Origin of the sequence: Rathayibacter rhapontici (assembly GCF_001995175.1) — a bacterium.
Taxonomy (GTDB): Bacteria; Actinomycetota; Actinomycetes; order Actinomycetales; family Microbacteriaceae; genus Rathayibacter.
In genome coordinates this window covers 1-16,815 of sequence record NZ_MUKN01000072.1, presented here as the reverse complement: position 1 = coordinate 16,815, position 16,815 = coordinate 1, and the positions used below count along the sequence as shown (strand labels likewise).

Below are 16,815 nucleotides of genomic sequence, written 5' to 3'. Positions count from 1 at the left end.
CCCACCACCCGCAGCAGCACCCCGCGCCGCGAGAAGGGCGTCGTCGAGCAGGTCCTCGGGTCCTCGGCGGGCAGGACGCTGCTCCGCGAGGTCGTCCGCGGCATCTTCGGCACCGCCCGCCGCCGCTGACGGGGCCGTCTGCGGCGTTGTCGTCGGTCGCGATACCGCCGGTATCGCTCCCTCCTCCGCCTTGCAGCCGACCCCGTCAGCGGCGGCGGCCCTACGGGGCGCCTTCCAGGAAGAGGGGCGGCCCTGCGGGCGCCCCCTCGTGCTGATCGAGTAGCCCGCGCAGCGGGCGTATCGAGATCCACCCACCCACGCCCCACCCCGCTACGCCCGCGTGTTAGCGTCACTACTCGTGACCGAGAGCCCGAGCACCCGAGACCGCATCCTCCGGGCGACCGCCGAGCTCCTGGCCGAGGGCGGCCGTGACGCCGTCTCGACGCGCGCCATCAGCTCCGCCGCCGGTGTGCAGGCGCCCACCATCTACCGCACCTTCGGCGATCTCCGCGGTCTCCTCGACTCGGTCGTCGCCGCGGCCGTCGCCGACGCCCTCGCCGACTTCGAGCGGAGCGACGCCCCGGCCGACCCCGTCGACGCCCTCCGCGCGGCCTGGGACCAGCACGTCGCGTTCGGGCTCGCGCAGCCGCACCTCTACGCCCTGATGTTCACCGCCCGGCCGGGGGAGGAGTCCGAGGCCGCTCGCCTCGCGGGCGGTGTCCTGCTCGCGCACGTGCGCGCCGTCGCCGAGGCGGGCCGCCTCACCGTCGACGTCGAGCACGCCGCCCGGCTCCTGCAGTCCGCGGCCCTCGGCTGCACGCTGACGCTGACCGCCGGCCGCGACTCCGACGACGACCTCTCCTCCCGATCCCGCGAGGCGGTCCTGACGGCGATCACGACGTCGGAGGCGGGCCCGACGGATCCCGCGGCGCGCGCCCTCGTCGCGCACGCGGTCGCCCTGCGCGCGGTGCTCGGCTCGGTCGACGCTCTGAGCGAGGCCGAGCGGACGCTGCTCGAGGAGTGGCTCGTCCGCATCGCCCGCTGACAGCGGGCCCGCCGGACGCGGCGCAAGCGTTAACGAAAACGGTGCCCGTGCTGGCGAGAGCAACGGACACCGTTCGCGGAGGATGGGGGATTCGAACCCCCGAGGGCTTTCACCCAACACGCTTTCCAAGCGTGCGCCATAGGCCACTAGGCGAATCCTCCAGGCGCGACCGTGATCGCGACCTCATGCACACTACACGGAACCGGGGCCGTCCGCTGACCGCAGGGGCAGGGGAGGGCGCTCGTCACCCCCACCGGATCGGGTTAGACTGTCTCCCGGCTCCCCGCGTGGCGCCATCCAGGCCAACTCCCCCAGGGCGGAAACGCAGCAAGGGTAACCGGGCTCTGGCGGGTGCGCGGGGGGTCTTCCTCGTTAACGGGGGCGCACCGCTCCTCCCCAGCGCGCACCTCGTGCACGCCCTCCCATCCCCGAGCGACTGCCCAGCCTCCGCGCGCACCTCGTCGGTAGGGTGGCTCCGATGGTCCAGAGCATCTACATCTCGTCCGCCGAAGGTCATTCCGGCAAGTCCACGGTCGCCCTCGGCGTCCTCGATGTGCTCAGCAGCCAGGTGCAGCGGGTGGGCGTCTTCCGCCCCATCGCCCGCTCCACCTCCGAGCCCGACTACGTGCTCGAGATGCTGCTGGGCCACTCCGACTCCGGCCTCGCCTACGAGGACTGCATCGGCGTCACCTACGAGGACGTGCACGCCGACGGAGAGGCCGCCCTGTCGCGCATCGTCGAGCGCTACAAGGGCGTCGAGGCGCAGTGCGACGCGGTCGTCATCCTCGGCTCCGACTACACCGACGTCGGCAGCCCCACCGAGCTGGGCTACAACGCCCGCATCGCGGCCAACCTGGGCGCCCCGGTGCTGCTGGTGCTCACCGGCCGCGACCCCTCGCGCAGCGAGCAGCTCGGCCAGGCGCCCGCGCGCACCCCCGAGGAGATGCGCCAGATCACCGAGCTCGCCTCGGTCGAGCTGCGCACCGCGCACGCCTCCCTCATCGGGGTGATCGCGAACCGCGCCGACCCCGGCACCGCTCCGAGCGCCGTCGCGGCGATCCGCGAGGTCCTCCCGGCGGGAGTCCCGGTCTGGGCGATCCGCGAGGATCCGTTCCTCGTCGCCCCCAGCGTCTCCCGTCTCGTCGAGGCGGTCGACGGCGTCGTCGTCGCCGGAGACCAGGAGCTGCTCGGCCGCGAGGCGCTCGGCGTCGTCGTCGCCGGCATGTCGATGGTCAACGTGCTCCCGCGCCTGATGGAGGGCGGGGTGGTCATCGTCCCGGGCGATCGCCCCGAGGTCGTCCTCGCCGTGATCATGGCGCACGCCTCGGGCAACTTCCCGACGGTCTCGGCCATCATCCTCAACGGCGGCTTCGAGCTGCCGGAGCCGATCGTCCGCCTGATCGAGGGCGTCGACACCCGGCTCCCGATCGTGATGACCGAGCTCGGCACGTACGACACCGCGGTGCGCGTCACCGCGGCGCGCGGGCGCCTGGCCGCCGACTCGCCGCGCAAGCGCGACACCTCCCTCGCCCTGTTCCACGAGACGATCGACGCCGTCGAGCTGCTGACCCTCCTCGACGTCGGCCGCTCCGAGGTCGTCACGCCGCTCATGTTCGAGTACGGGCTGATCGAGCGGGCCCGCATCGCCGATCGCCACATCGTGCTCCCCGAGGGAGGCGACGACCGCATCCTCCGTGCCGCGGCGACCGTGCTCAAGCGCGGCATCGCCCGCCTGACGATCCTCGGCGAGGAGGCGGAGGTCCGCGGCCGCGCCGCCGGGCTCGGCCTCGACATCGACGCAGCCCGCGTCCTGAGCGTGCTCGACCCCGAGCACCGCGCCCGGTTCGCCGAGGAGTACGCCCGCATCCGCGCGCACAAGGGCATCACCTACGACCACGCGTTCGACACGGTCACCGACGTCTCGTACTTCGGCACGATGATGGTGCAGCTCGGCCTCGCCGACGGCATGGTCTCGGGAGCCGCGCACACGACGGCCCACACCATCCGTCCCGGCTTCGAGATCATCAAGACCAGCCCCGGCGTCTCGGTCGTCTCGAGCGTGTTCCTGATGGCACTCGCCGACCGCGTCCTCGTCTACGGCGACTGCGCGGTCAACCCGGATCCGACCGAGGCGCAGCTCGCCGACATCGCGATCTCCTCGGCCGAGACCGCGCAGCAGTTCGGCATCGACCCGCGCATCGCGATGCTCTCCTACTCCACGGGCGAGAGCGGAGCCGGAGCGGACGTCGAGAAGGTGCGCGCCGCGACCGCGCTCGTGCGCGAGCGCCGCCCCGACCTGCTCGTCGAGGGCCCGATCCAGTACGACGCGGCAGCGGATGCGGCCGTCGCCGCCTCGAAGATGCCCGGCTCGCAGGTCGCCGGCCGCGCGACGGTGTTCATCTTCCCCGACCTCAACACGGGCAACAACACCTACAAGGCGGTCCAGCGCTCCGCCGGCGCTGTCGCCATCGGCCCCGTGCTCCAGGGTCTGCGCAAGCCCGTCAACGACCTCAGCCGCGGTGCCCTCGTCCAGGACATCGTCAACACCGTGGCGATCACGGCCATTCAGGCCGCGACGCAGGCGATCGTGCCGCCCACCTCCGCCATCCCCGTCGTGCGCTGACGCCACCCGCGTCGCCGCCTCCCCACCGACCCCGACCCCCAGGAGTCCTCTCATGTCCGTCGTCCTCGTCGTCAACAGCGGTTCGTCCTCGTTCAAGTACCAGCTCATCGAGATGACGACGGAGGAGACGCTCGCCAGCGGCCTCGTCGAGCGGATCGGCGAGGAGACCGGCCGCACGAAGCACTCGCACGACGGCGAGAGCGTCGAGATCGAGGGGCCGATCCCGGATCACACGGCAGGCTTCGACGCGATGATCCGCGCCTTCGAGGAGAACGGGCCCAGCCTCTCCGAGTTCCCGCCCGTCGCCGTGGGGCACCGCGTGGTCCACGGCGGCAAGCGGTTCTACGAGGCGACGGTCGTCACCGACCTCGTCAAGATCAACATCGAGGACCTCTCCGATCTCGCGCCCCTGCACAACCCGGCGAACCTCGAGGGCATCGAGGCGGCGCAGAAGGCGTTCCCGGACGTGCCGCACGTCGCCGTCTTCGACACGGCGTTCCACCACACCCTCCCGCCGGAGGCCTCGACCTACGCGATCCCCGCCGAGCTCGCCGACAAGCACCGCATCCGCCGCTATGGATTCCACGGCACCTCGCACAAGTTCGTGTCCGAATCGGCCGCCGCCTACCTCGGCCGCCGCCGCTCCGACGTCAAGACGATCGTCCTGCACCTCGGCAACGGCGCGTCGGTCTGCGCGGTCGACGGAGGAGCCTCCGTCGAGACCTCGATGGGCATGACCCCGCTCGAGGGCCTCGTCATGGGCACCCGCTCCGGAGATCTCGACCCCGCCGTCGTCTTCCACCTCGCCCGCAAGGCCGGGCTTTCGATCGACGAGCTCGACACGGTCCTCAACCGCCGCAGCGGCCTGCTCGGCCTCTCCGGCCGCGGCGACATGCGCGACGTGCAGGAGGCGTCCGAGGCCGGCGACGCGACGGCCGCCGCCGCCCTCGAGGTCTACTACCACCGCCTCCGCCACTACGTCGGCGCGTACTACGCCCAGCTCGGCCGCGTCGACGCGATCGTCTTCACCGCCGGAGTCGGCGAGAACGTCCCCGCGGTCCGCGCCGGCGCCCTCCGCGGGCTCGAGGGCCTCGGCATCGAGCTCGACCCCGAGCGCAACGCCTCCCGCGACCGAGGCGCGCGCCGCATCTCGACCGACGACTCCCGCGTGGCCGTCCTCGTCATCCCCACCAACGAGGAGCTCGAGATCGCCCGGCAGTCCTTATCGGTCGTGTAGCGGCTGCGCCGCTACACGACCCGCGGTCGGCTTCCCGAGGTGGTCCCGTTTCCGAGAGCGGGGTGCGTCGGGCTGCCCTGAATCGCTGGCACGCGATTCCGGGTCGCGCCCTCTGCGCGGGGCGGCTGGTCGGTGGGGGACGGGGCTTCGCCCGTCCGCTCCCGGATGTCGTCGCTCTCACCCCCCTGCTGGTCGAGTAGCCCCGCAGGGGCGTATCGGGACCCCCGTGTCCGAGAGTGCCGTCCTCCGCGTTCCCAGCTCCTGTCCGCGGGCCGCGCCCCGGTTCCTGCTGCTGGTCGAGTAGCCCCGAAGGGGCGTATCGAGACCCGCCCATGCCCGGGGTGCTCCGCCCTGCTCGCGGCCCGTGTGGACGAGGGACCGCGTCCGTCCCACCTCCGCGGTCAGGGCGCCCCGATCCGTCCTCCCGTGCCGTCGCCCGGCAGCACGACCGCGATCTGGCGGCGGAGGCGGGCGAGGAGGGCCGGCAGCGGATCGCCGAGGTGGAGGGTCGCCGTCGTCGAGAGGTGGATCACGGCGGTGATCACGCGCGCGCGGGTCGCAGCATCGCCGAGGCCGATCCCGCTGTCCCGGCGGAGGAGCCGGCTCAGGCCCTCCTCGAGCCGCTCCGACAGGGCGAGGCCCTCCCGACGATGGACCTCGCGCGGGTCGCCGGACACCAGCTCGTGCAGATAGGTCCGTCCGTTCTCCGGATGCTCACGGAGGCAGGCGACGACCGGTGTGATCAGCGCGACGATGCTCTCGAGCGGATCCGTCATCGCCTCCGCGGCGGCGAGCCCGTCGTCGACGGCCGCTCCGAACTTCCGGTTCTGCACCATGATCAGCAGCTCGGCCTTCGTCGCGGCGTAGAGGTAGAGCGTGCCGATCGCCACGTCGGCGCGGTCGGCGATCTGCTGGGTGGTCACTCCGCTGACTCCGCGCTCGGCGAAGAGCGCGCGCGCGGCCTGCTCGATGCGGCGCTGCTTGTCCGCCTTCGCCCGCTCGCGACGGCCCGGCGGCTTCTCCTCGGAACCCATGCGACTCCTCCTTGACAAGAATATTGAGTGCGCTCATGCTTGAGTCTACTCGGATGGGCGGGGAGGAGCACCTCCCGCCGCGGGATCGGACAGGAGACCGGATCGACATGGCAGGGTCATCGAACGCGGAGGCGGGACGGGCGTCCTTCCTCGATGCGCCGACGCGCCGACTGCGCGTGCGCGGCGAGGACGTCGTGTACCGCGACCTCGGCACCGCCCGCGACGGAGTGCCTCCGCTCGTCGCCCTCACCCGCCTCGGCGCGAATCTCGACAGCTGGGACCCTGAGGTCGTCGACCCGCTGGCCGAGGACCGCCGCGTCCTGCTGATCGGCTACCGCGGAGTCGGAGGGTCGACCGGAGCCGTGCGGCGGACGTTCGACGAGGCCGCCGCCGACGTGACCGCGGTCCTCGACGCGCTCGGACTCGAGCGGGTCGACCTCTTCGGGCAGTCGATGGGCGGGATGGTCGCCCAGGCCGTCCTCGAACGCACCCCGGAGCGGATCGACCGCGTGGTACTCGCCTCCACAGGTCCCGAGGGCGGGCCGGGCCTCACCCGGATGACTGGCGTGATGCTCCGCACCGTCCTGCGCGGGGCGCTGACCGGCACCGATCCCACGAGCCTCCTCTTCTTCACCCGCACTCCGGCCGGTCGCCGGGCGGCGGCGGAGCACGCCGCCCGGCTGAAGCGCCGTCGGGTCGACCGCGACCGTCCGGTCCCGCTCGGCGTCCTCCGCGCCCAGCTGCAGGCGGTGCGGCGCTGGGGCGGGCAGCCGGCATCCGGAGGCACGTTCCCCCACCCCGCGCTGATCCTGCACGGAGACGCCGACCGCATGGTCCCGCCCGAGAACACCGAGCCGCTGCGCCGCCGCTTCGACGACGCCCTCGTGATCGTCTTCTCCGACTCCGGCCACGGTGCCGTCCCCCAGAACCGCCACGCCGTCCTCGACGCCGTCCGGACCTTCCTCCGCCGCTGACCCGCGGCCCGCACACCCCACCAGGAGAACCACCATGCGAGCATTCGTCCTCGACGCCTACAAGCAGCCCCTCCACGAGACCGACGTCGGCGAGCCCGTCGTCGGCCCCCGCGACGTCCTCGTGCAGGTCGCGGCCGCCGGCCTCAACCAGCTCGACGAGAAGATCCGGGCGGGGGAGTTCACGACGCTCCTCCCGTACAGGACGCCGCTCGTCCTCGGGCACGACGTCGCCGGCACGGTCCTGAGCGTGGGTGCCGAGGTGCGCCGGGTGCAGGTCGGCGACTGCGTCTACGCCCGCCCCCGCGACCACCGCATCGGCACCTTCGCCGAGCGGATCGCGATCGACGAGGCCGACGTGGCCCGCGCTCCAGCGGGAATCAGCGCCGTCGACGCCGCCTCCCTGCCCCTGGTCGCGCTGACCGCCTGGCAGGCGCTCGTCGAGAGGGGGCGGGTGCAGCCCGGGCAGAAGGTGCTGATCCACGCCGGCTCCGGAGGGCTGGGCAGCATCGCGATCCAGCTCGCGAAGCACCTCGGGGCGCACGTCGCGACGACGGCCTCCGCCGCCAATGCCGACTTCGTCCGGGAGCTGGGCGCCGACGTCGTCCTCGACTACCGCTCGCAGGACTTCGAGCAGGAGCTGTCCGGGTACGACCTCGTGCTCGACAGCCTCGGCGGTGAGAACCTCGAGAAGTCGCTCCGGGTCCTCCGGCGCGGCGGGAAGGCCATCGGCGTCTCCGGCCCGCCCGACCCCGCCTTCGCGAAGGCGAACGGCATGAACCCGGTGCTGCGCCTCGCGGTCGCCGCCCTCAGCCGCAAGGTCCGCGGTCTGGCGAAGAAGCAGGGGGTGAGCTACGAGTTCCTCCTCATGCGCGCCGACGGCGAGCAGCTGGACCGCATCACCGAGCTCGTCGACACCGGGGCGCTGCGACCGGTCGTCGGAGCGACGTTCCCCTTCCACGAGACGTCCGCCGCGATGGAGTCGCTGCGCTCGTCCCGCACCCGCGGCAAGACCGTCGTCCTCGGCCTCTGACCTCCACCCCTCCCCGCGCGACCGTTCCAGAAGGAGCACTCACCATGAGCACCGCAGACCACGTCATCACGTCCTACGCCCTCGCCCCCGCGAAGAGCATCACCACGCACGGCAAGACCTTCGCGTACCGGGAGCTCGGCCCGGAGGAGGCGGTCCCCGTCGTCTTCTTCGTGCACCTGGCCGCGACCCTCGACAACTGGGACCCGCGCATCGTCGATGCGATCGCGCAGAACCGCCGCGTGATCACCTTCGACCAGCAGGGCGTCGGCGCGTCCGGCGGCACCGTTCCGGGCACGATCGAGGAGGCGGCCGACGATGCGTACGCCTTCATCCGCGGCCTCGGCTACGACACGATCGACGTCTTCTCGTTCTCGATGGGCGGCATGATCGCCCAGGACGTCGTCGTGAAGCACCCCGAGCTGGTGCGCAAGCTGGTGCTCACCGGCACCGGCCCGCGCGGCGGGAAGGACATGGACAAGGTCGTGGGAGTCACCTACTACGACCTCGTCCGCTCGGTCCTCGCCCGCTCCGACATCAAGGAGTTCCTCTTCTTCAACCGCGACGCCGCCGGCAAGAAGGCGGCGAAAGAGTTCGTCGGACGCCTGAAGGAGCGCACGGTAAATCGCGACGAGAAGATCAGCACCAAGGCCTTCACCACGCAGCTCACGGCGATCCAGCGGTTCGGCCGCTCCGCCCCCTCCGATCTCTCGGTCATCACGCAGCCCACGCTCATCGCCAACGGCGACCACGACCGCATGGTCCCGACGGTGCTGTCCCACGACCTGCACCGGCGCATCACCGGCTCCGAGCTCGTCATCTACCCGAACTCCGGCCACGGCGGAATCTTCCAGTACTGGGAGCAGTTCGCCCCCGTCGCCGCGGAGTTCCTCTCCGACTGACTCGGGAGCGCACGTCCCCTGCTGGTCGAGCAGCCCCGCAGGGGCGTCTCGAGACCCACCGTCTCCGGAGGGTCGCAGCCGTTCACCCCTCCAGCACCCGCCCCTCACCCGAGTACACGTTGAACCCCGCCCCGCGGCTGAACCCGATCAGCGTCAGTCCCGCCCGCCGCGCCAGGTCCGCCGCCAGCGACGACGGAGCCCCCACCGCCGCCAGCACCGGGATCCCCGCCATCACGGCCTTCTGCACCAGCTCGAACGACGCGCGCCCCGACACCTGCAGCAGCGTCCCGCGCAGCGGGAGCCGCCCCTCGCGCAGGCCCCAGCCCACGACCTTGTCGACCGCGTTGTGCCGCCCCACGTCCTCGCGCAGGCACAGCAGCGAGCCGTCCGCCTCGAACAGACCGGCCGCATGCACCCCGCCGGTCCGCTCGAAGAGCGCCTGCGCGTCCCGGAGCCGGTCCGGCAGCGAGGCGAGCAGGTCGGAGGACGCCGACACCGGGTCCTCGTCGACGGTCCACGCCGACTCCGTCGTCACGGCGTCCAGTGACGCGAGCCCGCAGACCCCGCACGAGCTGCTCGTGTAGACCGATCGCTCGCGCTCCAGGAGCACCGCCGCACGCCCGCCGCGCACGGTCGCGTCGACCACGTTGTACGTGTTCTCGCCCGGTCCCGAGCCGCTGGCGCAGTAGCGCAGCGCCGCGAGCTGATCGGTCGCGGTGAGGACCCCCTCCGACACGAGGAATCCCGCGACGAGGTCGAAGTCCTCGCCCGGGGTGCGCATCGTCACGCTGAAGCGGCGGCCGCCGACGCGGATCTCGAGCGGCTCCTCGACCGCGAGCACGTCCTCCCGGCGACGGGTGGGCTCCGCAGCGCGGACGGCGGTCAGTCGGATCCTCGCGGCGGCGCGGCTCATGGTGGTCTCCTCCTCGAGCGGTTCCTCCCATCCTCGCACCGGCTGCGCGTCGCCGGGCCGCCCGTCCGTTCCCCGGCTGCGCGACGTAGCATGCAGGGATGGTCGATGACGCCGCACCCCGAGAGACTCCGATCGACGAGCGAGGCCTCACGGTCGGCGCCCGCAAGCACCGTGCGGTCGGCATCCCGGGAGTCGCGCACGCCCTGCAGATCTCGATGAAGCAGATGGGTCCGCTGCGCAGCGCCGAGACCCTGCTCCGCGTGAACCAGAAGACCGGCTTCGACTGCCCCGGCTGCGCCTGGCCCGAGGCCGACAAGCGCCACGTCGCCGAGTTCTGCGAGAACGGAGCGAAGGCGGTGGCCGAGGAGGCGACCCTCCGCACCGTCACCCCGGCCTTCTTCGCGCAGCACCCGCTCGCCGAGCTCGAGACCTGGGACGACTTCGCTCTCGGCCAGCAGGGCCGCCTCACCGAGCCGATGCTGCTCGAGGAGGGCGGCACCCACTACCGTCCGATCGGCTGGGACGACGCGCTCGACCTCGTCGCCGAGGAGCTGCGCGCCTGCGCGAGCCCGGACGAGGCGATCTTCTACACGTCCGGTCGCACGTCCAACGAGGCCGCCTTCGTCTACCAGCTGATGGTGCGCGGCTTCGGCACCAACAACCTGCCCGACTGCTCCAACATGTGCCACGAGTCCAGCGGATCCGCGCTGACCGAGACCATCGGCATCGGCAAGGGCTCGGTCAGCCTCCGCGACATCGAGCAGGCGCCGCTGATCATCGTCGCCGGGCAGAACCCGGGCACGAACCACCCGCGGATGCTCACCTCGCTCGAGCGCGCCAAGCGGGCGGGCAGCACGATCGTCGCGATCAACCCGCTGCCGGAGGCCGGCCTGCTCCGCTTCGACAACCCGCAGACGGTGCGCGGCACGATCGGCGGAGGCACCGCCCTCGCCGACCACTTCCTCCAGGTCCGCCTCGGTGGCGACCAGGCGCTGTTCCAGGGCTTCGGCAAGGCGCTGCTCGACCTCGAGGAGTCGCGCGGCGGGGTCTTCGACCGCGCGTTCATCGAGCAGTCGACCGACGGGCTCGAGGCCTACCTCGACGAGCTGCGCGGCACCGAGTGGTCCGAGATCGAACTCGGCAGCGGGATCGACGAGACGCGGATCCGCGGGATCGCCGAGCTGATCGCCGCGTCCGAGGGCACGATCGTCTGCTGGGCGATGGGCCTCACCCAGCACCGCCACTCCGTCGCCACGCTCAAGGACGTCGTGAACGTGCTGCTGCTCACCGGCAGCATCGGCAAGCCCGGCGCAGGCGTCTGCCCGGTGCGCGGGCACTCCAACGTGCAGGGCGACCGCACGATGGGCATCTTCGAGCGCATGCCCGACGTGTTCCACGACCGGCTCGACGCCGAGTTCTCGTTCTCGTCGCCGCGCAAGCACGGCACCGACACCGTCGCCGCGATCCGGGCGATGCGCGACGGGAAGGCGCGCGTCTTCATGGGGCTCGGGGGCAACTTCGCGCGCGCCACTCCCGACACCGCCGTCACCGAGACGGCGATGCGCTCGCTCGCGCTCACCGTCCACGTCTCCACCAAGCTCAACCGCTCGCACGTCGTCACGGGACGCCGGGCACTGATCCTCCCGACGCTCGGCCGCACCGACGCCGACGTGCGGGCGACGGGGGAGCAGCGCGTCACGGTCGAGGACTCGATGAGCGCCGTGCACGCGTCGCGGGGTCGCCTCGCACCGCCGAGCGAGCACCTGCGCTCCGAGGTGGCGATCCTCACCGGGATCGCGGAGCGGCTCCTCGCCGGCCGCGAGAACGCGCCGATCGCCGACTGGGCGGCCCTGCGGGAGGACTACCGCCTCATCCGCGGGCACATCGCGAACGTGGTCCCCGGCTTCGAGGACTTCGAGGCGCGGGTGAGCACTCCCGGCGGCTTCGTCCTCCCGCACCCGCCGCGCGACGAGCGCCGCTTCGAGACCGCGACCGGCCGAGCCCGCTTCACCGCGAATCCGCTCGAGTACCCCCGCGTGCCCGAGGGGCGGCTGCTGCTGCAGACCCTGCGCTCGCACGACCAGTTCAACACCACGATCTACGGCCGCGACGACCGCTACCGCGGCATCCACGGCGGGCGGCGCGTGGTCTTCGTGAACGCCTCCGACCTCGCCGCGCTGGGCATCGCCGACGGCGCGATGGTCGACCTGGTGTCGGAGTGGGAGGACGGCGTCGAGCGCCGCGCGCCGGAGTTCCGGACCGTCGCCTACGACACCCCGCGCGGCTGCGCGGCCGCCTACTACCCCGAGACCAACGTGCTCGTGCCGCTCGACTCGACGGCCAGGATCAGCGGCACGCCCACCTCCAAGTCGGTCGTCGTGCGGCTCGAGCCCGTCGCCTGACCTCTACCATGGCAGCGGCAGGAGACGGACGGGGTCGCCGGCCTGCGCGCCGCCCGCCGGCACCACCGCGACGGCGTCCGAGGCCGCGAGCCCGGTGAGCATGTGCGAGCGGATGCCCGCCGCGGCCCGCCAGCCTCCCTCGCCGCGCGAGACGGGGACGAGCACCGTCGTCGACGGCCTGCCGAGCGGCTCGCCCAGTGTTCCGATGCCGAGGCGCGCGGCGTCGCTCCGGCAGCGGCGTCGAGCGCCGGGGGCAGGAACGACAGCGCGGCGAGCAGCGCCGCCAGCGGGTTCCCCGGCAGTGCGATCACGAGCGCGCCTCCGGGCAGCACCGCGAGCATCGTCGGGTGGCCGGGTCGCATGTCGACGCCGTCGACCAGCACCGCGGCGCCGGCGAGGGTCAGCGCCCGCCGCACCGAGTCGGCCCGGGAGCGCCCGGTGCCGCCGGTCGTCAGTCGGATCGGCGCCGTCCCCGCCGTGAGCCGCGCGGCGACCGCGTGGTCGTCGTCGCCCAGCCGGTCGATCCGGCCGATCGCTCCTCCGACGCCCTCGACGAACGAGGGGAGCAGCGGAGTGAACGCGTCGCGGACCCGGCCGGCTACGGGCGCTCCCTCGGTGTCGATCTCGTCGCCGGTGAGCAGGAGGTCGACGCGGCACGGGCGGCGCACGCCGAGACGGTCGACGCCCGCGACCGCGAGCAGTGCGAGGTGCGCCGGAGTGAGGCGGGTCCCGGCGTCGACCAGCACGGTCCCGACCGAGGCCTCGTCGCCGGCGCGGCGCACATGCGCCCGTGAGGCAGGTGCGCTGCACTCGAGAGCACTCCGTCTCTCACGGACCCCTGCTCGGTGGGCACGACCGCGTCGCACCAGTCCGGCACGACGCCGCCCGTGACGATCGGAGCGGCGACCCCGTCGGTCAGCGGCCACGGCCCCGCGCCGCGCACGGCCCAGCCGTCCATCGCCGACGAGTCGTAGTGGGGGAGCGGACGGGTCGTCGCGACGGCCCCCGCGAGCACTGCTCCGCGGGCGGCGAGGAGCGGCAGCCCGACGACGGGGCCGACCACGACCGCGTCGGCGGCGCGCCGCCGGGCGTCGTCCCAGTCGGTCGCCTCGTGCCGGTGCGCGCTCATCCCCTCATTCTGGCCGGGAGCAGGGCGGGGCCCGCGTCGCGCGGACCCCGCCGATGGATCAGCCGAGGTACCCGTTGGGGTTCAGCACGAACTTCTTGGCCGCGCCCTTGTCGAAGTCCGCGTAGCCGCGCGGAGCCTCGTCGAGCGTGATCGCGGTGGCCTGCACGGCGTCCGCGATGTGCACCCGATCGTGCAGGATCGCCATCATCAGCTGCCGGTTGTACTTCATCACCGGGCACTGACCCGTGGTGAACGACAGCGACTTCGCCCAGCCGAGACCCAGCCGGATCGAGAGCGAGCCCTCCTTGGCCGCGTCGTCCACTCCGCCCGGGTCGCCGGTCACGTAGAGACCGGGGATGCCGAGCGCGCCGCCCGCCGCCGTGATCGACATGAGCGAGTTGAGCACCGTCGCCGGCGCCTCCTGATGCGAGTCGGGCCCGTTGCCGTGCGCTTCGAAGCCGACCGCGTCCACTCCGCAGTCGACCTCGGGCACGCCGAGGATCTGCTCGATCTGACCGGCCGGGTCGCCCTTCGAGACGTCGACGGTCTCGCAGCCGAAGGAGCGCGCCTGGGCGAGCCGCTCCTCGTTGAGGTCGGCGACGATGACGACGGCCGCGCCCAGCAGCTGGGCCCCGACCGCCGCGGCGAGTCCGACCGGGCCCGCTCCTGCGACGTAGACCGTGGACCCGACGCCGACCCCGGCGGTGACCGCACCGTGGAAGCCGGTGGGGAAGATGTCCGAGAGCATCGTGAGATCGAGGATCTTCTCGAGCGCCTGGTCACGGTCGGGGAACACGAGCAGGTTCCAGTCGGCGTAGGGCACCATCACGTACTCGGCCTGGCCGCCGACCCAGCCGCCCATGTCGACGTAGCCGTAGGCGCTGCCCGGGCGGTCCGGATTCACGTTCAGGCAGATGCCCGTCTTGCGCTCCTTGCAGTTGCGACAGCGGCCGCAGGCGATGTTGAAGGGCACCGAGACGATGTCGCCGACCTTCACGAACTCGACGTCCGGGCCGACCTCGACGACCTCGCCGGTGATCTCGTGCCCGAGGACGAGATCGGAGGGGGCGGTCGTGCGCCCGCGGACCATGTGCTGGTCGGATCCGCAGATGTTGGTCGACACGGTCCGCAGGATCGCCCCGTGCGGGAGCTTCCGGCCGATGTTGGCCGGATTGACGCCCGGCCCGTCCTTCAGCTCGAAGGTCGGGTAGTCGATGTCGATGACCTCGACGACTCCGGGGGACTTGTAGGCGACGGCTCTGTTGCCCGACATGGGTGCTCCTTCAGCGCAGCGACCGCGGAGCGCTCGCCCCGCGGGAGCCCTGGCGCCGCGCGGTGATCCGGCCGCGGCGTCGGGGCCCGGTCGCACCGTACGCCCCGAGTCTGGAGCGGGATCGAGCGTCGGGGAGTACCGTGTCAGGAGTCGTGCGCGCGGCCGCGGATCGTCTCGCTCGACGTGGTCAGCGCCGCGGTGAGCGCCTCCGCTCCACCGCCCCGCAGGCCCGCCGCGTACCCCGCCAGGAACGTGGTCAGCGGAGCCGCGGGCCGCACGATCCCGTGCGCCGCGTCGCCCGCCAGCGCGAGCAGCGCGTCGCGGCCGATCGGCACGTCGCCGAGGCCGAGCGCGGCGCACAGCTCGTCCCACCACTCGCGGAGCACGTCGTCGGTGGGCCGGTCGTCGGTCGTCTCGTCCATCCGCTCATTCTGGGGGCGCGGGGGCGGCACGTCGATGCCGTGCCTGCGCGCGTCGTTCGGGCTGTCGACGTCGGCCGTCGACTCCGAGGGGACCTCGACGAGCCGGAGCGGCGCACCGTCCAGGAGGGCGCGGACCGAGGCGCCGCCCGCGGTGCCCAGTCGCTCGAGCGCCCCGACGAGGGACCTCGTCCGGTGAGCGCCGAGCAGCTGCTGGGCCCGGCCGTCGGCGTCGACGGCGAGGAGGGAGTCGACGTCGGCGCTCGCCGCCTCCTCGAGCAGGCGATCGACGGCCGCCGACGGCGCGACGAGGTCCGCGGCGAGGACGAGGACCCACTCCGGGGCGCCCGGGCGCCGAGCAGGGGCAGTGCGGCGGCGAGGCCCGCGACCGGCCCGCCGAACGGCGGATCCTCTTGCACGAGCAGCGCCCCGCCGACGACCGGCGCGAGGGAGCGGGGCCCCGCCACGACGATCCGCTCGGCGCCCTCGACGGCTGCGAGCACCGTGGCGAGGAGGGTCGATCCGCGGTGCAGGAGAAGCGGTTTCTCGACCCCGTCCAGGCGCCGCGCCCGTCCGCCCGCGAGCACGACGGCGTCGAAGCGGGGGAGGGGGGACCGGTCCGTCACCACCCCGAGGGTACGCCGGGCGGCCCGGCTCCGGTGTCGGAGGTCGCGGCTACTCTGTACTGGTGGTAGCAGCCCTGTATCGCCGGTACCGGCCCGAGACGTTCGCCGAGATGATCGGCCAGTCGCAGGTGACCGATCCGCTCATGACGGCCCTGCGGACCAACCGCGTGAACCACGCCTACCTCTTCAGCGGTCCGCGCGGCTGCGGCAAGACCACCTCCGCGCGCATCCTCGCCCGCTGCCTGAACTGCGCCCAGGGTCCGACCGACACCCCCTGCGGCGTCTGCGACAGCTGCGTCGAGCTCAGCCGCGAGGGCCAGGGCTCGCTCGACGTCGTCGAGATCGACGCCGCGAGCCACAACGGAGTCGACGACGCGCGCGACATCCGCGAGCGCGCCGTGTTCGCCCCCGCGCGCGACCGCTTCAAGATCTTCATCCTCGACGAGGCGCACATGGTCACGCCGCAGGGCTTCAACGCGCTGCTCAAGATCGTCGAGGAGCCGCCGGAGCACGTGAAGTTCATCTTCGCGACGACCGAGCCCGACAAGGTGATCGGCACCATCCGCTCGCGGACCCACCACTACCCGTTCCGCCTCGTGCCGCCGGCGCAGATGCTCGACTACACGCAGGAGCTCTGCGAGCGCGAGGGCGTCGGAGTCGCGGCGGGCGTCCTGCCGCTCGTGGTCCGCGCGGGGGGCGGCTCGGTCCGCGACACGCTGTCGCTGCTCGATCAGCTGATGGCCGGGTCCGAGGAGAGCACCGTCGAGTACGAGCGCGCCGTGGCGCTGCTCGGCTACACGCACGGCGCCCTCCTCGACGAGGTGATCGACGCGCTCGCCGAGCACGACTCCGCCGAGGCGTTCGGAGCGGTCGACCGGGTCATCCAGACCGGTCAGGACCCGCGGCGCTTCGTCGACGACCTCCTCGAGCGGCTCCGAGACCTCATCGTCGTCGCCGCCACCGGAGCGGCGGCCGCCGCGGTGCTGCGCGGCGTCTCGCAGGACGAGCTCGACCGCATGGCGGGCCAGGCCCGAGCGCTCGGCCTCGCTGAGCTCTCCCGCATCGCCGACCTCGTCAACGACGCCCTCACCGAGATGACCGGCGCCACGTCCCCGCGCCTGCACCTCGAGCTGATGATCGCCCGCGCTGGTGCTGAGCGGTGCGCCCTCGGCCGCCGAGCGCCCGCAGGGGGCCGCCCGCCCGCAGGAGGC

Annotated in this window: 14 protein-coding genes, 1 tRNA gene, 1 other RNA gene and 1 pseudogene; 9 read left to right on the top strand and 8 right to left on the bottom strand. The window is 72.8% G+C overall.

The genetic code is table 11. The annotated features are described in order from the left end of the window. The first annotated feature begins 358 nt into the window (after positions 1-358). Positions 359-1,045: a TetR/AcrR family transcriptional regulator gene (locus B0T42_RS17070; protein ID WP_077224229.1), complete on the top strand. Its 687-nt coding sequence runs from the start codon at positions 359-361 to the stop codon at positions 1,043-1,045. A gap of 76 nt (positions 1,046-1,121) precedes the next feature. On the opposite strand, the gene B0T42_RS17065 is transcribed toward B0T42_RS17070, so the two are convergent. Next, positions 1,122-1,206, bottom strand: a tRNA-Ser gene (locus B0T42_RS17065). 113 nt (positions 1,207-1,319) lie between these two features. On the opposite strand from B0T42_RS17065, the gene ffs reads away from it, so the two are divergent. From ffs to B0T42_RS17050, 3 genes are all read left to right on the top strand, one after another. After that, positions 1,320-1,416: signal recognition particle sRNA small type (gene ffs / locus B0T42_RS17060), an RNA gene on the top strand. 107 nt (positions 1,417-1,523) lie between these two features. After that, on the top strand, positions 1,524-3,668 hold the full coding sequence (gene pta, locus B0T42_RS17055; RefSeq protein WP_077224231.1) for a phosphate acetyltransferase: 2,145 nt from the start codon (positions 1,524-1,526) through the stop codon (positions 3,666-3,668). A gap of 52 nt (positions 3,669-3,720) precedes the next feature. Beyond that, on the top strand, positions 3,721-4,905 hold the full coding sequence (locus B0T42_RS17050; RefSeq protein WP_077224228.1) for an acetate/propionate family kinase: 1,185 nt from the start codon (positions 3,721-3,723) through the stop codon (positions 4,903-4,905). A gap of 401 nt (positions 4,906-5,306) precedes the next feature. Here B0T42_RS17050 and B0T42_RS17045 read toward each other — a convergent pair whose 3' ends face one another. Then, positions 5,307-5,939 (bottom strand): TetR/AcrR family transcriptional regulator, encoded by a 633-nt coding sequence (locus B0T42_RS17045; protein WP_077224227.1) that lies wholly within the window; start codon positions 5,937-5,939, stop codon positions 5,307-5,309. Positions 5,940-6,046: 107 nt separating this feature from the next. On the opposite strand from B0T42_RS17045, the gene B0T42_RS17040 reads away from it, so the two are divergent. From B0T42_RS17040 to B0T42_RS17030, 3 genes are read left to right on the top strand one after another with little or no spacing between them, the layout of a single operon-like run. Beyond that, positions 6,047-6,913 carry an alpha/beta fold hydrolase gene (locus B0T42_RS17040; protein WP_139344558.1) on the top strand — a complete coding sequence of 289 codons (867 nt, stop codon included), beginning with the start codon at positions 6,047-6,049 and terminating at the stop codon, positions 6,911-6,913. Positions 6,914-6,947: 34 nt separating this feature from the next. After that, positions 6,948-7,943 carry an NADP-dependent oxidoreductase gene (locus tag B0T42_RS17035; RefSeq protein WP_077224225.1) on the top strand — a complete coding sequence of 332 codons (996 nt, stop codon included), beginning with the start codon at positions 6,948-6,950 and terminating at the stop codon, positions 7,941-7,943. Between the two features lie 44 nt (positions 7,944-7,987). Beyond that, positions 7,988-8,842 (top strand): alpha/beta fold hydrolase, encoded by an 855-nt coding sequence (locus B0T42_RS17030; protein WP_077224224.1) that lies wholly within the window; start codon positions 7,988-7,990, stop codon positions 8,840-8,842. Between the two features lie 82 nt (positions 8,843-8,924). On the opposite strand, the gene fdhD is transcribed toward B0T42_RS17030, so the two are convergent. Continuing rightward, positions 8,925-9,755 (bottom strand): formate dehydrogenase accessory sulfurtransferase FdhD, encoded by an 831-nt coding sequence (gene fdhD / locus B0T42_RS17025; RefSeq protein ID WP_077224223.1) that lies wholly within the window; start codon positions 9,753-9,755, stop codon positions 8,925-8,927. 98 nt (positions 9,756-9,853) lie between these two features. Between fdhD and B0T42_RS17020 the strand changes: the two genes are divergently transcribed. Next, entirely contained in the window at positions 9,854-12,157 is a 2,304-nt protein-coding gene (locus B0T42_RS17020) for an FdhF/YdeP family oxidoreductase (RefSeq protein ID WP_077224222.1), read from the top strand. Here B0T42_RS17020 and B0T42_RS17015 read toward each other — a convergent pair. The 5 genes and pseudogenes from B0T42_RS17015 to B0T42_RS22815 form a co-directional block, all read right to left on the bottom strand. Beyond that, positions 12,055-12,825 carry a molybdopterin-binding protein gene (locus B0T42_RS17015; RefSeq protein ID WP_173892345.1) on the bottom strand — a complete coding sequence of 257 codons (771 nt, stop codon included), beginning with the start codon at positions 12,823-12,825 and terminating at the stop codon, positions 12,055-12,057. The two genes, B0T42_RS17020 and B0T42_RS17015, sit on opposite strands and share 103 nt — an antisense overlap. Beyond that, on the bottom strand, positions 12,756-13,286 hold the full coding sequence (locus B0T42_RS17010; protein ID WP_077224221.1) for a hypothetical protein: 531 nt from the start codon (positions 13,284-13,286) through the stop codon (positions 12,756-12,758). Before B0T42_RS17010 ends, B0T42_RS17015 begins: the two co-directional genes overlap by 70 nt. 58 nt (positions 13,287-13,344) lie before the next feature. Further along, a complete protein-coding gene (gene fdhA / locus B0T42_RS17005) occupies positions 13,345-14,559 on the bottom strand; it encodes a formaldehyde dehydrogenase, glutathione-independent (RefSeq protein WP_055791222.1) in 1,215 nt (404 codons plus the stop codon). Positions 14,560-14,702: 143 nt separating this feature from the next. Then, positions 14,703-14,981 carry a DUF6457 domain-containing protein gene (locus tag B0T42_RS21610; protein ID WP_236720373.1) on the bottom strand — a complete coding sequence of 93 codons (279 nt, stop codon included), beginning with the start codon at positions 14,979-14,981 and terminating at the stop codon, positions 14,703-14,705. A 419-nt stretch (positions 14,982-15,400) separates the two neighbouring features. Next, positions 15,401-15,565, bottom strand: a pseudogene (locus B0T42_RS22815) (NTP transferase domain-containing protein); the annotation flags it as partial. 101 nt (positions 15,566-15,666) lie between these two features. Here B0T42_RS22815 and B0T42_RS16995 point away from each other — a divergent pair. Then, positions 15,667-16,815, top strand: a 1,149-nt coding sequence (locus B0T42_RS16995; RefSeq protein WP_139344556.1) for a DNA polymerase III subunit gamma and tau, incomplete at its 3' end; no start/stop codon positions are given.